Consider the following 13,637-nt stretch of genomic DNA (forward strand, 5'->3'; position numbering starts at 1 on the left):
AAAGTAAGCAGACGGGCAAGGTTTTGCTTTTAGAACTAAAAGTTGGAAAGGTTTTCAATTAATTAGTGAAATCTCTTACAGAATATGCTATACTGTAAGAGAATATAAAAGGAGGTCTATGATGGTAAACCTAAAAGAACAGGTAGGAATTAAAGCGGCTGAGTTTGTCAAAGACGGCATGATTGTCGGTCTCGGTACAGGGTCAACTGCTTATTATTTTGTGGCTGAATTGGGTCGTCGCATCAAAGAAGAAGGCTTGAAGATCACAGCAGTTACGACCTCGAGTGTGACCTATGATCAGGCTGAAAGTTTAGGCATCCCGCTCAAGGCCATCGACGATGTCGAAGTGGTCGATGTGACAGTAGATGGCGCAGATGAAGTGGATCCTCAATTAAACGGGATCAAAGGTGGCGGTGGGGCTCTCCTCATGGAAAAGATCGTCGCAACCAATTCAAAAGACTGCATTTGGATTGTGGATGAATCCAAACAAGTCGCAACCCTTGGGGCTTTCAAACTACCAGTGGAAGTAGTGCAATACGGAGCTGAAAATCTCTTCCGTCATTTTGAGCAAAAAGGCTACCATCCTGCATTCCGTCTTGCGGATGATCAACGCTTTGTCACTGACCAAGGCAACTTTATCATTGACTTGGATCTCAAGGTGATCAAGGATACGGATGCTTTGGCTAATGAACTAGATCACACCGTAGGCGTTGTAGAGCACGGTTTGTTCTTGAATATGATTTCAAAAGTGATTGTAGGGACACCAGATGGTCCTGTCATCATCGAAAAATAGGTTTCTCTAAAGAGGAGCCGGATCAAACAACGGCTCTCTTCTTATAGGGATATGGTATAATATAGCTAGTTTAATAAAGGAAAGAGGCAGTATATGTCAAAATTTAAACGCATGCATTTAGTTGTGCTGGATTCAGTTGGGATCGGTGCTGCACCAGATGCCAATAACTTTGTCAATGCAGGAGTTCCAGATGGAGCATCTGACACACTTGGACACATCTCAAAAGCAGTCGGTTTGAATGTACCAAACATGGCGAAAATCGGTCTTGGAAATATTCCGCGTGAACAAGCCTTGAAGACTGTTCCAGCTGAGAGCAATCCAACTGGTTACGCAACGAAGTTAGAAGAAGTCTCTCTTGGAAAAGACACCATGACTGGTCACTGGGAAATCATGGGGCTCAACATTACAGAACCTTTTGATACCTTCTGGAATGGATTCCCAGAAGAAATCTTGACAAAAATCGAAGAATTCTCCGGTCGTAAGGTCATCCGCGAAGCCAACAAACCTTATTCTGGTACAGCGGTGATCGATGACTTTGGACCACGCCAAATGGAAACAGGCGAATTGATTATCTATACATCAGCAGACCCTGTGCTTCAAATCGCAGCTCACGAAGACATCATTCCTTTGGATGAGTTGTACCGTATCTGCGAATACGCTCGTTCGATCACCTTGGAACGTCCGGCTCTTCTTGGTCGGATCATTGCTCGTCCTTATGTTGGAGAACCAGGCAATTTCACACGTACAGCTAACCGTCGTGACTTGGCTGTTTCACCATTTGCGCCAACTGTTTTGGACAAGTTGAACGAAGCAGGCATCGATACCTATGCAGTTGGTAAGATTAACGATATCTTCAACGGTGCTGGTATCAACCACGATATGGGCCACAACAAATCAAATAGCCACGGTATGGATACCTTGATTAAGACCATGGGACTTCCTGAGTTCCAAGAAGGGTTCTCATTTACCAACTTGGTAGACTTTGATGCTCTTTACGGACACCGTCGCAATGCGCACGGCTACCGCGATTGCTTGCATGAGTTCGATGAACGCTTGCCAGAAATTATCGCAGCGATGCGTGAAGACGATCTCTTGATGATCACAGCAGACCACGGGAATGACCCAACCTACGCTGGTACAGACCATACGCGTGAATACATCCCATTCTTGGCTTATAGCCCATCCTTCAAGGGCAATGGTGTGATTCCAGTCGGACATTTCTCTGATATCTCTGCGACAATTGCAGAGAACTTTGGTGTTGAAAAAGCCATGATCGGTGAAAGCTTCTTAGACAAATTGAACTAAGATGACACGCTTCGCTCTCCTCGTAAGAGGGATCAATGTTGGCGGGAAAAACAAGGTCGTAATGGCAGAGCTTCGAGAGGAGCTCCAAACGATCGGGCTGGATGGGGTAGAGACCTACATCAATAGTGGCAATATCTTCTTTGAATCTACTGGTTCTAAAGCAGAATTGGTGGATTTGCTGGGACATTTCTTTCGTGATCGCTATCCCTTTATCCAGTCTTTTTCTCTCTTTTCAGCTGAGGACTATGCGCAAGATCTCGCTGCTCTACCAGCCTGGTGGCAGGAGAATCTGGCCCGCAAGGATGTTCTCTTTTACACAGAAGGCCTTGATCAGGATGCTGTCTGGGAGCTGGTTTCCTCTTTTTCGCTCGGTGATGAAATCATCCATCGTGGGAATCTAGGGATTTACTGGGGCAAATACTCAGAAGAGACCTACACAAAGACCGCTTACCACAGACAAGTCCTCAAGATGCCGGATTACCGCCTGTTGACCATTCGCAATGCCAATACATTTGACAAAATTGGCCAATTTTTAAGGAAATCATAAAGGAGATATGCAATGACATTATTAGCAAAAATCAATGAAACAGCTGCTTTTTTGAAAGGCAAAGGAATGGAAGCACCTGAGTTTGGCTTGATCCTTGGATCAGGTCTTGGAGAACTGGCTGAAGAAATCGAAAATCCAGTCGTAGTAGACTACTCTGAAATTCCAAACTGGGGTCGTTCAACGGTTGTCGGCCATGCTGGTAAATTGGTCTATGGTGATCTTGCTGGACGTAAGGTTTTGGCCCTTCAAGGACGTTTCCATTTCTACGAAGGAAACCCACTAGAAGTGGTGACTTTCCCAGTTCGTGTCATGAAAGTTTTGGGATGTGAAGGGGTTCTTGTTACAAATGCTGCCGGTGGTATCGGCTTTGGTCCTGGTACTTTGATGGCTATCACAGACCACATCAATATGACTGGTCAAAACCCATTGATCGGTGAAAACTTGGATGACTTTGGTCCACGTTTCCCAGATATGTCGAAAGCCTACACTCCAGAATATCGTGAGACTGCTCATAAAGTAGTAGACAAATTGGGTATCAAATTGGATGATGGGGTTTATATCGGTGTGACTGGTCCTACCTACGAAACTCCAGCTGAAATCCGTGCGTTTAAGACTCTTGGTGCAGATGCTGTCGGTATGTCAACTGTTCCTGAAGTCATCGTTGCAGCACACTCTGGCTTGAAGGTTCTTGGTATTTCATGTATTACCAACTTTGCGGCTGGTTTCCAAGAAGAGCTCAACCACGAAGAAGTAGTAGAAGTGACAGAGCGCGTCAAAGGCGACTTCAAAGGATTGCTAAAAGCGATTCTTGCTGAACTCTAATCCAATGAAAGTGCGACTCCAAAGGCTGCCCTACGGGCTGAGGTTGCTTCTAGCTACTTTATCCTTGGGAATAGGGACGGGTCTGGTCGGCATTGCCTGCCATTATCTACTAGAAGGGGTGCAAGGACTGGCCTTTGGCCAAGCTAGTTCGGATTTGCTCCAGCAATTCCAAGAAGCTGGAGGATTTCGTAGATTTTTGGTCTTATGTGTGACTGGGTGCTTGGCAGCTGGCTTCTGGTATGTCCTGCAAAGGCGTTATAAGATCCTGTCTATTCGCCAGCAAATTGACCTAGCTGGAGACAGGGATCCAGCGCCCTTCCCCCACCTCCTTCATGCAGGGATGCAGGTGGCGATTGTCGGAGCAGGTGCATCGGTCGGAAAAGAAGGAGCCCCACGTGAGGTCGGGGCTCTTCTAGCTGGTCGTTTGGCGAAAGGTTTTTCTCTAGCTCTTAAAGAGCGAAAAGTCTTGATCGCCTGTGGGGCTGGAGCTGGTTTGGCTGCGGTCTATCAGGTCCCCTTTGCCAGTAGCTTATTTGTCTTTGAGACCTTAGGACTCGCCTACAGTTGGCAGAACTTTCTACTGGTTTTGACCAGCACTTATCTGGCCACCTGGGTCGCTCAGTCCATCGTTGGTCAGGAGGCCATTTATCACCTGTCCGCAGTTTCATGGTCGGCTAGCAGCTTCTTACAGGCTATTGTGATTGCTTTCTTGGTCACTCCCTTGGCTCTGGTCTTTGCTTTCCTCGCCAAGCGGGCTAGTCACAAACGGCGGAAGGATAGAACGATTCTTTGGGCTCTTCCTCTAGCCTTTCTAGTGCTGGGGAGCCTAGTAGCCTTTTTCCCTATCTTTATGGGAAATGGCCAGGTACTAGCGCAAGCTCTCTTGTCTAGCCAGTCGATTCCTTATCTTCCACTGACTCTTGCAGTGAAGGGGCTTCTGGTTTATCTCCTCTTGCGCAATGGTGCCTATGGAGGGACCTTGACACCATCATTTGCCTTAGGGATTGGATCTGGCTACCTAGTGACCTTACTTTTGACAGTCCTTGGGATTCATCTGGATCCTGCTTTAGGGATGTTACTTGGAGCGACCGTCTTTTTAGGGACGACCCTAGAAGCTCCTCTGACAGCCATTGCGCTGAGCCTTGGATTTACAGGGCAAACTTGGAATTTGTCTATTCCGCTTGTACTTGCAACAGGTGTGTCTTACGTGATTCGAATGAGATGGGAGAAGAGATGATGAAGGTACATTTTGTACTGCATGAGACATTTGAAGTGCCGGGCGCTTATCTAAAATGGGCGCAGGAGCGTGGTCATCAGGTGACCACGACCAAAGTCTATGAGAATGAAGTCCTACCTGAGACTGTGGATGAGATCGACTTTTTGATCGTAATGGGAGGACCTCAATCGCCAGATGAAGATCGGGAAGCTTTTCCATACTACGATCCTCAGGCAGAGATCGAGTTGATTCAAAAAGCCATGAAGGCAGATCGTTACATTGTTGGGGTCTGTCTGGGGGCGCAGCTCCTGTCTGTTGCTTATGGAGCGAAGTATGAGCACAGTCCGGAACGTGAGATTGGGGTTTATCCTGTGACCTTGACACCAGATGGTCTAACAGATCTGCATGTCCGCTTGTTGGGAGAAACTCTTGAAACCGGCCACTGGCATGGCGATATGCCAGGATTGACAGAGGATGCTGTCGTTCTTGCGACCAGTCAAGGTTGTCCACGTCAGATTATTCGCTTCAGTCCGAAACACTATGCATTCCAAGCTCACTTGGAATTTGATCCAGAAGCAGTCGATCTCTTGATTGCTGCAGACGGTGAAGATGTTTTGGAAGAACAAAGTCAAAAACTGACCTTTGTTCAAAAAACTGAAGCCATTCGTGCTTACTCTTATCGAGAAATGAATGCCAAACTCTATGCGTTTTTGGATTCATTAACAAAATAAAAAATGAAAGGAAGGCTAGTTCGGGTTTAAATTGAACCCGGGCAAGCCATGACTTTCAAAACAATATTAAATTGAACCCGCCCTAAAAGCTGTGTGAAAAAGATCGATTGTCTTGCAAGTCCAGTACTTTCCGCGACAATCTCCTATTTTCACTTTGCTTTTTACGGGCTTGGTATCTTATAGAAAGGTAGAGCATGTGTTCTGATTTGAACACGAGCGGAAAGCTCGGAAAATAGATAATCTGACTGAGAAATCAGGATTTCTCGTCAGATTCCTAATTTTCAGTCGCTTTCTGGTCGCTCTCCAAATTACTCAATAAAAAAAGAAAGGATGGGTTTACCGTATTCGCTGAACTGAATACGGGCGGAGAACTGTGTAAAAAAGATAAACTGTCTAGCATCTACGATGCGTCGTCAGTTTCCTATTTTTACTTTGTTCTCTGTCGCCCTTTATATCTTAATTATGTCTATCCATATTGCTGCTAAGCATGGCGAAATTGCTGATAAAATTCTTCTTCCTGGGGATCCTCTTCGTGCGAAATTTATTGCTGAGAATTTCCTTGAAGACGCTGTTTGTTTTAACGAAGTGCGTAACATGTTTGGTTACACAGGGACTTACAAGGGTCACCGTGTTTCTGTCATGGGAACTGGGATGGGGATGCCATCGATCTCTATTTATGCGCGTGAGTTGATCGTCGACTACGGCGTGAAGAAATTGATCCGTGTAGGAACTGCTGGTTCTTTGAACGAGGATGTCCATGTCCGTGAATTGGTCTTGGCGCAAGCAGCCGCAACCAACTCCAACATCATTCGCAATGACTGGCCTCAATTTGATTTTCCTCAAATCGCTAGCTTTGATCTTTTGGACAAGGCTTACCACATTGCCAAAGACCTCGGTATGACAACCCACGTCGGAAATGTCTTGTCATCAGACGTTTTCTATTCAAACTATGGTGAAAAGAACATCGAGCTTGGTAAATGGGGTGTGAAAGCTGTAGAAATGGAAGCAGCGGCTCTTTACTATCTTGCCGCCCAACACCATGTCGATGCGCTGGCTATCATGACGATTTCAGACAGTTTGGTTAATCCAGATGAGGATACAACTGCTGAAGAACGTCAAAATACGTTCACAGACATGATGAAAGTTGGTCTTGAGACCTTGATTGCAGACTAATGACAGAATACCTTCATGATGAGTGGCTCTACGATCTCCAAACTTATCACTACAGCCGGGCTCTGCGCTCTATCAAGCAGCAGGAAGAAGTACCGGATTTGTTGGTGAGCTTACTGCAGTTAATGGCGGAGCGTCGAGAGCTCAATATCCAACCCGTCATGAATCAAAAGTTGAGAACCGAGTTGCTAGAAGCGACTGGTTTTCAGCTTTTTTGGCATGAAGATCAAGAAGATGAACAGTTGGCCAACTACCTTTATGATCTCGAAGCGAAGTTGAGAAATGAACAGATTATTGACTTTGTTCGTGCCGTTAGCCCTGCCATCTACCGGATCTTTATGCGATTGATTCAGTTGAAAATTCCTGATATTACCAACTATATCCATAACTCCAAGGAATCCAGTTATGACCGTTGGAAGTTTGAGAGTCTGCATGCGTCAGACAATCCTATCCTGCAGCAATTCCACAGCGAAAGTGTGGTCAATTCATCCAGTTTAACGGAGTTGATTGTCCAGTTGGACTTGCCAGATAGCGTCAAAGTTGCGGCCCAACAATTGCGGGAGTTAGAAAAATCAGTTCGCAACCCCCTGGCCCACTTGATCAAGCCCTTTGATGAAGAAGAGCTCCATCGGACGACGGGTTTCTCTTCTCAGGATTTTATGAAGAATTTGATTGACCTTGCAAGCTACACAGGAATTCATTATGATCAAGCTAACTTTTATTTTGATCAGGCCAATGCTGTGATGGAAGAGCTACTAAAGGAGAAGTAGATGGATAAGATTGCTCAATTACAGGAGATGATTGACCAGAGTCAACGGATCGTTTTTTTCGGTGGTGCAGGAGTTTCCACGGAGTCAAATATTCCAGATTTTCGAAGCTCAGACGGTGTCTATAGCGTTCAGGTAGGGCGGCATTTGACAGCTGAGCAATTGGTCTCCCATACCATGTTTGAGCGCTATCCAGAGGACTTTTTCGACTTTTACAAGAAATACCTACTCTACCCAGATGCCAAGCCCAATGCTGCCCATCAGTATCTGGCTCGGCTTGAAGAGACCGGTAAGCTCAAGGCAATCGTGACACAAAATATCGATAGTCTCCATGAAATGGCGGGGTCTAAGAAAGTCTTGAAACTCCATGGTAGTGCTGACCGTAATTACTGTACGGGTTGCCAGCGATTTTATGATTTAGAGGCCTTTCTAGCTTTGGAAGGCCCGGTTCCACACTGTTTGGACTGTGGTAAGGTGGTCAAACCAGATGTGACTCTTTACGAGGAGCCTCTCGATATGGAGGTCTTTAGCCAAGCGGCCCAAGCCATACAGGCAGCCGATCTTCTCATTATCGGCGGGACCTCACTTGTGGTCTACCCAGCAGCCAGCTTGATCCAGTATTTCCAAGGGAAGAAGCTGGTTGTCATCAATAAAACCAGTATCCCACAAGACAAGCAAGCAGACCTGGTTATCGAAGGAAAGATTGGGGAAGTATTTTCACAATTAAGACAATAAAAGAACACCTGAGATAAGTGGTAATCCACTTGTTTCAGGTGTTTTTATGTCTCCCTTTTGACTAGAGCTATAAGAATGTAGTTGATTATGATATAATAAAATAAATTTTCGTAGGAGGTGAAGATGAAGAAGTTTAAAAAAATATTACCACTTATTTTGGTAGTTTTAGGACTATCCTTTTTTGGACTTTATCACTATTTGAAAACATCTGTTGATCCTGGTTTGTTTGATAATAATTATCAGTATATTAGAGTTTACAACTACAAATCAGAGACGATCAAGCCCAAAAAAGCAAAAGTGAAAGAAATTAATCTTGAGTTTATATACGACGATAAGGCTGCTGTTCCTGATGGATTAACTTGGTCGGAAGATCTTCGGTCTGATATTGGTCCTTATGACGGTGGAGACGTTATTTTACATGCCGTGTTAGAAGATGGCTCAAAAATCAGAATCTCGCTACAAAAGGCCTTTCGTTTAGGTCCAACATTTAGTCGGGATTTAGATCGCAATGATAAATTTGAGGTGAAAATGCTCCCTAGATTCCCGAAATTCAGTACAGAGTATAATCGAAATTATTCCTTTGCTTATTTTAGTGGAATGATGTATGTCGGGGACACCCTCTATCAAGCTCCTGAAACAGAAGCTGTTACGCGTTTTGACCTAAAGAATCCAAAAACAGGAAAGTTACAAACCTACTATGAATATGGTTATTTGCCAGAGAAAACAGATTCTCCAGTGTTTGTAAAAACTAAAAAAGATGTGAGTCAAGCAGACATGCAATCTTTTTATGATGATTACCATAACAGTTGGAAGGGATACTGGGATCGGGGAGTCGATCCCTTCCCTAAAGAGTTGACGAGCACCTACCCATATCAATTTCACTATTATAAATGGTTCTATTCAGATTCTCTATCAAATCTCCCTCTGAAAATAGATCTCACAGGTTCTGAATTTAAAACAACCGTCACTCGTACGCAGCTGATAAAACCTGATCAAAATGATCAGATGAAAGTGCGGACAGCCACAAAAACCTATACAGAGAAAAATAAAGAGGAATACGTGCAAGAAGTCCTTGGTAAACTAAGGGAGTTCAAAGATATTAATGATCTAGCAAGGTATGAAAAGGAACATAAGTAAGATTCAGGTGAGATCTATTTTGATAGGAGAATCAATTTTTGGAGGTGACGATGAAGAAAGAAAAGCTAATTAAAGATAAGCACATCTTTCTTGCTTTAGTTTGTTTGTTTATTGGCTATATTGGTATTCGGTATTACCTGAGACCAGAGTGGTTTGATTCAGAACATATCTACCATAGAATAAAAAATTATAAGCTGAAAGAACTCAAAAAACAAAAGAAGATCATTCAGTCTATCAATATTGAATTTTTCTATCGAAAGGATATTTCCATCCCATGGGAAGCCAACTGGGTTGAGTCAACTAGAAAAAATATTGACAGAAAATTAACGCCCATCATGCATGTGACTTTCACAGATAATACGAAGGCTGATATCCCAATTCAAACTTCTAATGAGGGTCCAGCATTTAGTGACAATATGTTAAAAAGTGACTTGTACCAAAAACTGCTCTCCCGATTTCCTGGTGTTCAGAGTGGTCATCAAGATAAAGTACTTGAAACAGTGTTGATGATTTATCCAAATGACACTCTCTACCAGGATACGTATATGCAAAAAATAGTTAGTTTTCAGTTTGAAGATCCAATAATTAAGACCAATCAAACCTATTATAAATATGGCACAGAAACACAAAAAAGTATTTTCCCAATTTTTTTTGTGCAACAGAAGACTCAGCATGCAACATCAGATATGACAGAGCTTTTGGAGGATGCTGAGAAAAGAGAAAATAGAAATTATGTTGACTGGTTAAACTATCTTAGTGCTGAATTAGACGCTCATATAGATAATTATGGATACCGGCTTTATTATTCGGATGAATTCTCAAATCTACCATTAAATTTGATGCCAACTGGTAACCAGTTAAATATGACAATCACTTACACTATGGTAGACTATGGAGATGATGATGGTGTTTATAAAGCTTGGTCCACTTCGAAAACTTACACCGAATCGAATAAAGATGAATATATTACTGAAATTTTAATACCAAATCAAAACAAGTCCAAATGAAAATCATTTGGACTTGTTTTTACAGAAGGATTTTTAAGATAGGATCTCCCAAGTCATTGTCAAGAAGATTGAGTTCAGAAAAATTATAACTCTTGGCGATAGCTTTTGGATAGATTCTTCCAACTTTAAAGATGCTTTTGTTTTCCTTTATAGTGGTAGTTTTAGGTGTTTGTCTGATCAAATCTGGTAGTTCGTCAATGATTCGTTTGTATAATTGGGTATAGTCGTGACCAACTTCCTGTTTTAATTGATTTTCCCGCTCATCGATTCTTCGATTGAGATCATTTATGTCAGGTTCAGACCATTTAGAAGTAACTGTGAAAGAATAACCGTCAGAAGTAGCAGTATCCATATGTATTTTATAATCAGATAAATCAGTGATAAAAGTTTCCGTGTAAGCCTGTTGAATGGATTCTAATTCTTTTTGACTAGGGGTGTAGTATAGGTTTATAGATTTAGTCATTTCCTTTGTCTTATTAAGAATACTATTTTTTATTTTCTTGTTGAATTCATCCTTTACTTTCTTCTCAACAATTTGGTTTACATCTTCTAGATTAGACGGTTTATCAGAAGTCGTAAAGGTCTTTTGAAGAACGGTTTTATCAGTTTCATCATTCTTTTGAATGAGATAAACCAGCTTATAGTTGGAATGGGGCTTACCATAGAACCATAAGACGTTTTTTCCTTCTGAAGACCATTCTTTCTTCTGAATGGTGATTTCTTGATTCTTTTCATCCACAAGGCTTATTTTTTCAGTAGAGTAATCCTCAAGATTTTTTTCTGAAACAGTTACAAAATACATCTCGTTTGATTTTTGAAAATTTGAGGTATTTTGCTCTTTTTCAAATAAACCATTACCAACCGTTTCAACGCTGATAGATGGACTTAAAAAGTAAATAAGAAGCAAAATAGGAATCAGAATCGATGAAATCCATATCAGTCTTTTCTTAACTTTTTTACTCATCCAACCTCCAATAACAGTGTGATATTCTAATAGGTATCTGTTTAAACAGCACCTTAATAGCAGCAGATTAAACTCTATTTTATCATAGGTGATGCAGAATAGCTATCGTTACCTTGAAACCTCACGTGCAACTGAATCATTGTCTTGAACTTAAAAGAATAGAGATTCAAGATCGTTCATTTCAATATTAGTCTAAATTTTGAAAAAAGTGTATGATTATGGTTTAATGGAATGGAGTTCTATTATTATCACATCATTTTTCAGGAGGTGACGATGAAGAAGTTAAAGATTAATGATAAACAAATCTTTTTTGCGTTGGTCAGTTTGTTTATTGGATATATTGGCCTTCGGTATTATATCAAGCCGGAATGGTTTGATTCAGAACATATTTATCATAAAGTATACAATATAAAAGTTGCTTATAAAAAGAGCCAGAAGAAAACCTTACAGGATATTCATATCGAGTTTATTCATTTTGGAAAAAATAAATCTGTGGACGGTCAATGGAAAGAATCTACAAGAACAGATATAAAAACTGATGGGAATTGGCATTATAGTATTTTACATCTAACCTTTAGTGATAAAACTAAATTAGATATTTTATTTGATGAATATAAAACTGGTTATCTGTTTCAATCGGATAACGATAATTATAAACAATTTGAAAAGTTATCACTTCGTTTTCCAGGAATTGAGCAAGGTGATGGTAGAGGGTTTAGAAGCTATCTGATGATGTATCAGGGAGATACGATCTATCAAAATATTGATAATCAATATGTAGTTACAAGTTTCCAGTTAAAAAATCCCAAAACTCATAAACTTCAAACATACTATGAATACGGTGTTGCACCAAAGTCTAATGTTTTTCCACCAGTATATTTTTTACAAGATAAGAAAAATTCAGCAAAAGAACGCCAAGAATTTTTTGATGACTATCGACCTAATGATAGGATAAATTTTTGGAACCGAAGTCTTTATAATTCTGATAGCATATTTAATAATCGGTTAAATATTGAGGCAGAGTGGTATAAGTCTCAATTATTTTATTCTGAACGGTTCGAGAACCTACCAATTTATCTTAGGATGACAGGTAATAAATTTAAGACGACTATCACAGATACCTATGTTATAGATGGTCAGAACGACACTAAAAAGGGAATTCGAGTTCAATCTAGATCAAAAACTTATACAGAGGAAAACAAAGACCAATTTGTAAAAGAAGTTCTTAACCAGAAGTAAAACCAACTCCAGATCACAAACACGATCTGGAGTTATTTTTTTAGGTTATATTTCTCTTAAGAAATCTATAGTGGTATATAAAGGTATTCCAATATGTATTGATTCAAATTTGTTTCATTTCAAAACTTAGTCTAAACTTTGAAAAAAGCAAGTGATTATGGTTTAATGGAATGGAGTTCTATTATTATCACATCATTTTTCAGGAGGTGAAGATGAAGAAGTTAAAACTTAAAAAGAGATCTATCGTACTTAGTTTGATAGCGGCCTTGACGATTATCTACATGGGGCTTCGGTATTATATCAAGCCAGAGTGGTTTGATTCAGAGTTTACTTATCACAAAGTATATAAATACAAAGTTAGTAAAATCAAGCCCCAGAAAAAGATTATCAAAGATATTAATATTGAAATTATCCACGATACAAAAGAGCAAAGGCCTACAGATGGAAAATGGAAAGAGACCATACGAACAGATATAGACAGATATCGTAATGACCCAATATTACATGTGACCTTTACCGACAAGACTAAGGCTGATATTCCCTTAGTAACAGGTCGAATTGGTCCTGCATTTAGTCAGATGAATGTGGACAGTAAATTATATCAAAAACTATCATATCGCTTCCCTAAATTACAGCTTCTAGGTGAAAAGCACCGTGATACACTCTCTACTCTTCTAATGCTATACCAAGGGGATACCTTGTTTCAAATTCCTGAGGCAAATACGGTTATACAATTCCAAGTGAAAAATCCAAAGAACGGCAAGCTCCAAACTTACTATCAGTATGGTGGTGATCCTGATTTTGATTATTTCCGCCCTGTATTCTTTTTACAAACAAAATCAAGTTCATCCAAGGAAAAACAAGAATTCTTTGATGCTTATAACCAATCCACTCAAAAGAATTATTGGGATAGAAGTTTTTATTCTAGTTATGATAATTTATCTGTTTCACAAAATTATTATTTTTATAAATTATTTTATACTGATCAATTAAGCAATCTTCCACTAGGAGTCAGCCCAACAGGAAATACATTTAAAACTACGATCACAGATACCTATATTTTACCAGATGAAAATCGAAATAGTGAAGGTGTAAGAGTAGCGTCAAAATCAAAAACTTACACAGATAAAACAGAATATACTTCAGAAATTCTTAATAAATAAGCAAAACTCCAGCTAGTAATACTAGTTGGAGTTTGTTGTTG

At 40.6% G+C, this 13,637-nt stretch carries 14 protein-coding genes; 13 read left to right on the forward strand and 1 reads right to left on the reverse strand.

The genetic code is table 11. From position 1 onward, the window contains the following. Window positions 1-121: 121 nt before the first annotated feature. From rpiA to AB5Y61_RS00695, 11 genes are all read left to right on the forward strand, one after another. Window positions 122-793: a ribose-5-phosphate isomerase RpiA gene (gene rpiA, locus AB5Y61_RS00645; protein WP_049472022.1), complete on the forward strand. Its 672-nt coding sequence runs from the start codon at window positions 122-124 to the stop codon at window positions 791-793. Window positions 794-886: 93 nt separating this feature from the next. Continuing rightward, entirely contained in the window at window positions 887-2,098 is a 1,212-nt protein-coding gene (locus AB5Y61_RS00650) for a phosphopentomutase (RefSeq protein WP_368402605.1), read from the forward strand. A 1-nt stretch (window position 2,099) separates the two neighbouring features. Beyond that, entirely contained in the window at window positions 2,100-2,645 is a 546-nt protein-coding gene (locus tag AB5Y61_RS00655) for a DUF1697 domain-containing protein (protein WP_368402607.1), read from the forward strand. 12 nt (window positions 2,646-2,657) lie between these two features. Next, window positions 2,658-3,467, forward strand: a complete 810-nt coding sequence (locus tag AB5Y61_RS00660) for a purine-nucleoside phosphorylase (protein ID WP_368402609.1) — start codon at window positions 2,658-2,660, stop codon at window positions 3,465-3,467. Window positions 3,468-3,471: 4 nt separating this feature from the next. Beyond that, window positions 3,472-4,704 (forward strand): chloride channel protein, encoded by a 1,233-nt coding sequence (locus tag AB5Y61_RS00665; RefSeq protein WP_368402611.1) that lies wholly within the window; start codon window positions 3,472-3,474, stop codon window positions 4,702-4,704. Then, complete coding sequence (locus AB5Y61_RS00670; RefSeq protein ID WP_368402613.1) at window positions 4,701-5,414, forward strand: type 1 glutamine amidotransferase; 714 nt, start codon at window positions 4,701-4,703, stop codon at window positions 5,412-5,414. Before AB5Y61_RS00665 ends, AB5Y61_RS00670 begins: the two co-directional genes overlap by 4 nt. Window positions 5,415-5,876: 462 nt before the next feature. Continuing rightward, a complete protein-coding gene (deoD, locus tag AB5Y61_RS00675; RefSeq protein ID WP_134974493.1) occupies window positions 5,877-6,587 on the forward strand; it encodes a purine-nucleoside phosphorylase in 711 nt (236 codons plus the stop codon). Beyond that, window positions 6,587-7,354, forward strand: coding sequence for a hypothetical protein (locus tag AB5Y61_RS00680; RefSeq protein ID WP_368402615.1), 768 nt, complete (start codon window positions 6,587-6,589; stop codon window positions 7,352-7,354). Before deoD ends, AB5Y61_RS00680 begins: the two co-directional genes overlap by 1 nt. Next, window positions 7,355-8,086, forward strand: a complete 732-nt coding sequence (locus AB5Y61_RS00685; RefSeq protein WP_368402617.1) for an NAD-dependent protein deacylase — start codon at window positions 7,355-7,357, stop codon at window positions 8,084-8,086. Window positions 8,087-8,209: 123 nt separating this feature from the next. Then, window positions 8,210-9,223 carry a hypothetical protein gene (locus tag AB5Y61_RS00690; RefSeq protein WP_368402619.1) on the forward strand — a complete coding sequence of 338 codons (1,014 nt, stop codon included), beginning with the start codon at window positions 8,210-8,212 and terminating at the stop codon, window positions 9,221-9,223. A gap of 50 nt (window positions 9,224-9,273) precedes the next feature. Continuing rightward, window positions 9,274-10,230 (forward strand): hypothetical protein, encoded by a 957-nt coding sequence (locus AB5Y61_RS00695; RefSeq protein WP_368402621.1) that lies wholly within the window; start codon window positions 9,274-9,276, stop codon window positions 10,228-10,230. A 19-nt stretch (window positions 10,231-10,249) separates the two neighbouring features. On the opposite strand, the gene AB5Y61_RS00700 is transcribed toward AB5Y61_RS00695, so the two are convergent. Then, the gene (locus tag AB5Y61_RS00700; RefSeq protein ID WP_368402623.1) at window positions 10,250-11,194 is read right to left on the reverse strand and encodes a hypothetical protein; all 945 of its coding nucleotides are present in this window, start codon (window positions 11,192-11,194) and stop codon (window positions 10,250-10,252) included. Window positions 11,195-11,467: 273 nt separating this feature from the next. On the opposite strand from AB5Y61_RS00700, the gene AB5Y61_RS00705 reads away from it, so the two are divergent. Beyond that, the gene (locus tag AB5Y61_RS00705; RefSeq protein ID WP_368402624.1) at window positions 11,468-12,433 is read left to right on the forward strand and encodes a hypothetical protein; all 966 of its coding nucleotides are present in this window, start codon (window positions 11,468-11,470) and stop codon (window positions 12,431-12,433) included. Window positions 12,434-12,645: 212 nt separating this feature from the next. Continuing rightward, complete coding sequence (locus AB5Y61_RS00710; RefSeq protein ID WP_368402626.1) at window positions 12,646-13,596, forward strand: hypothetical protein; 951 nt, start codon at window positions 12,646-12,648, stop codon at window positions 13,594-13,596. Window positions 13,597-13,637: the final 41 nt, after the last annotated feature.

Origin of the sequence: Streptococcus parasanguinis (genome assembly GCF_040908565.1) — a bacterium.
In the GTDB taxonomy this organism is placed as follows: domain Bacteria; phylum Bacillota; class Bacilli; order Lactobacillales; family Streptococcaceae; genus Streptococcus; species Streptococcus parasanguinis_AC.

Excerpts from the sequence above, each read along its gene's own strand:
- rpiA (WP_049472022.1), top strand. The coding sequence starts at position 122 with ATGGTAAACCTAAAAGAACAGGTAGGAATTAAAGCGGCTGAGTTTGTC.
- AB5Y61_RS00650 (WP_368402605.1), top strand. The coding sequence starts at position 887 with ATGTCAAAATTTAAACGCATGCATTTAGTTGTGCTGGATTCAGTTGGG.
- AB5Y61_RS00655 (WP_368402607.1), top strand. The coding sequence starts at position 2,100 with ATGACACGCTTCGCTCTCCTCGTAAGAGGGATCAATGTTGGCGGGAAA.
- AB5Y61_RS00660 (WP_368402609.1), top strand. The coding sequence starts at position 2,658 with ATGACATTATTAGCAAAAATCAATGAAACAGCTGCTTTTTTGAAAGGC.
- AB5Y61_RS00665 (WP_368402611.1), top strand. The coding sequence starts at position 3,472 with ATGAAAGTGCGACTCCAAAGGCTGCCCTACGGGCTGAGGTTGCTTCTA.
- AB5Y61_RS00670 (WP_368402613.1), top strand. The coding sequence starts at position 4,701 with ATGATGAAGGTACATTTTGTACTGCATGAGACATTTGAAGTGCCGGGC.
- deoD (WP_134974493.1), top strand. The coding sequence starts at position 5,877 with ATGTCTATCCATATTGCTGCTAAGCATGGCGAAATTGCTGATAAAATT.
- AB5Y61_RS00680 (WP_368402615.1), top strand. The coding sequence starts at position 6,587 with ATGACAGAATACCTTCATGATGAGTGGCTCTACGATCTCCAAACTTAT.
- AB5Y61_RS00685 (WP_368402617.1), top strand. The coding sequence starts at position 7,355 with ATGGATAAGATTGCTCAATTACAGGAGATGATTGACCAGAGTCAACGG.
- AB5Y61_RS00690 (WP_368402619.1), top strand. The coding sequence starts at position 8,210 with ATGAAGAAGTTTAAAAAAATATTACCACTTATTTTGGTAGTTTTAGGA.
- AB5Y61_RS00695 (WP_368402621.1), top strand. The coding sequence starts at position 9,274 with ATGAAGAAAGAAAAGCTAATTAAAGATAAGCACATCTTTCTTGCTTTA.
- AB5Y61_RS00700 (WP_368402623.1), bottom strand. The coding sequence starts at position 11,194 with ATGAGTAAAAAAGTTAAGAAAAGACTGATATGGATTTCATCGATTCTG.
- AB5Y61_RS00705 (WP_368402624.1), top strand. The coding sequence starts at position 11,468 with ATGAAGAAGTTAAAGATTAATGATAAACAAATCTTTTTTGCGTTGGTC.
- AB5Y61_RS00710 (WP_368402626.1), top strand. The coding sequence starts at position 12,646 with ATGAAGAAGTTAAAACTTAAAAAGAGATCTATCGTACTTAGTTTGATA.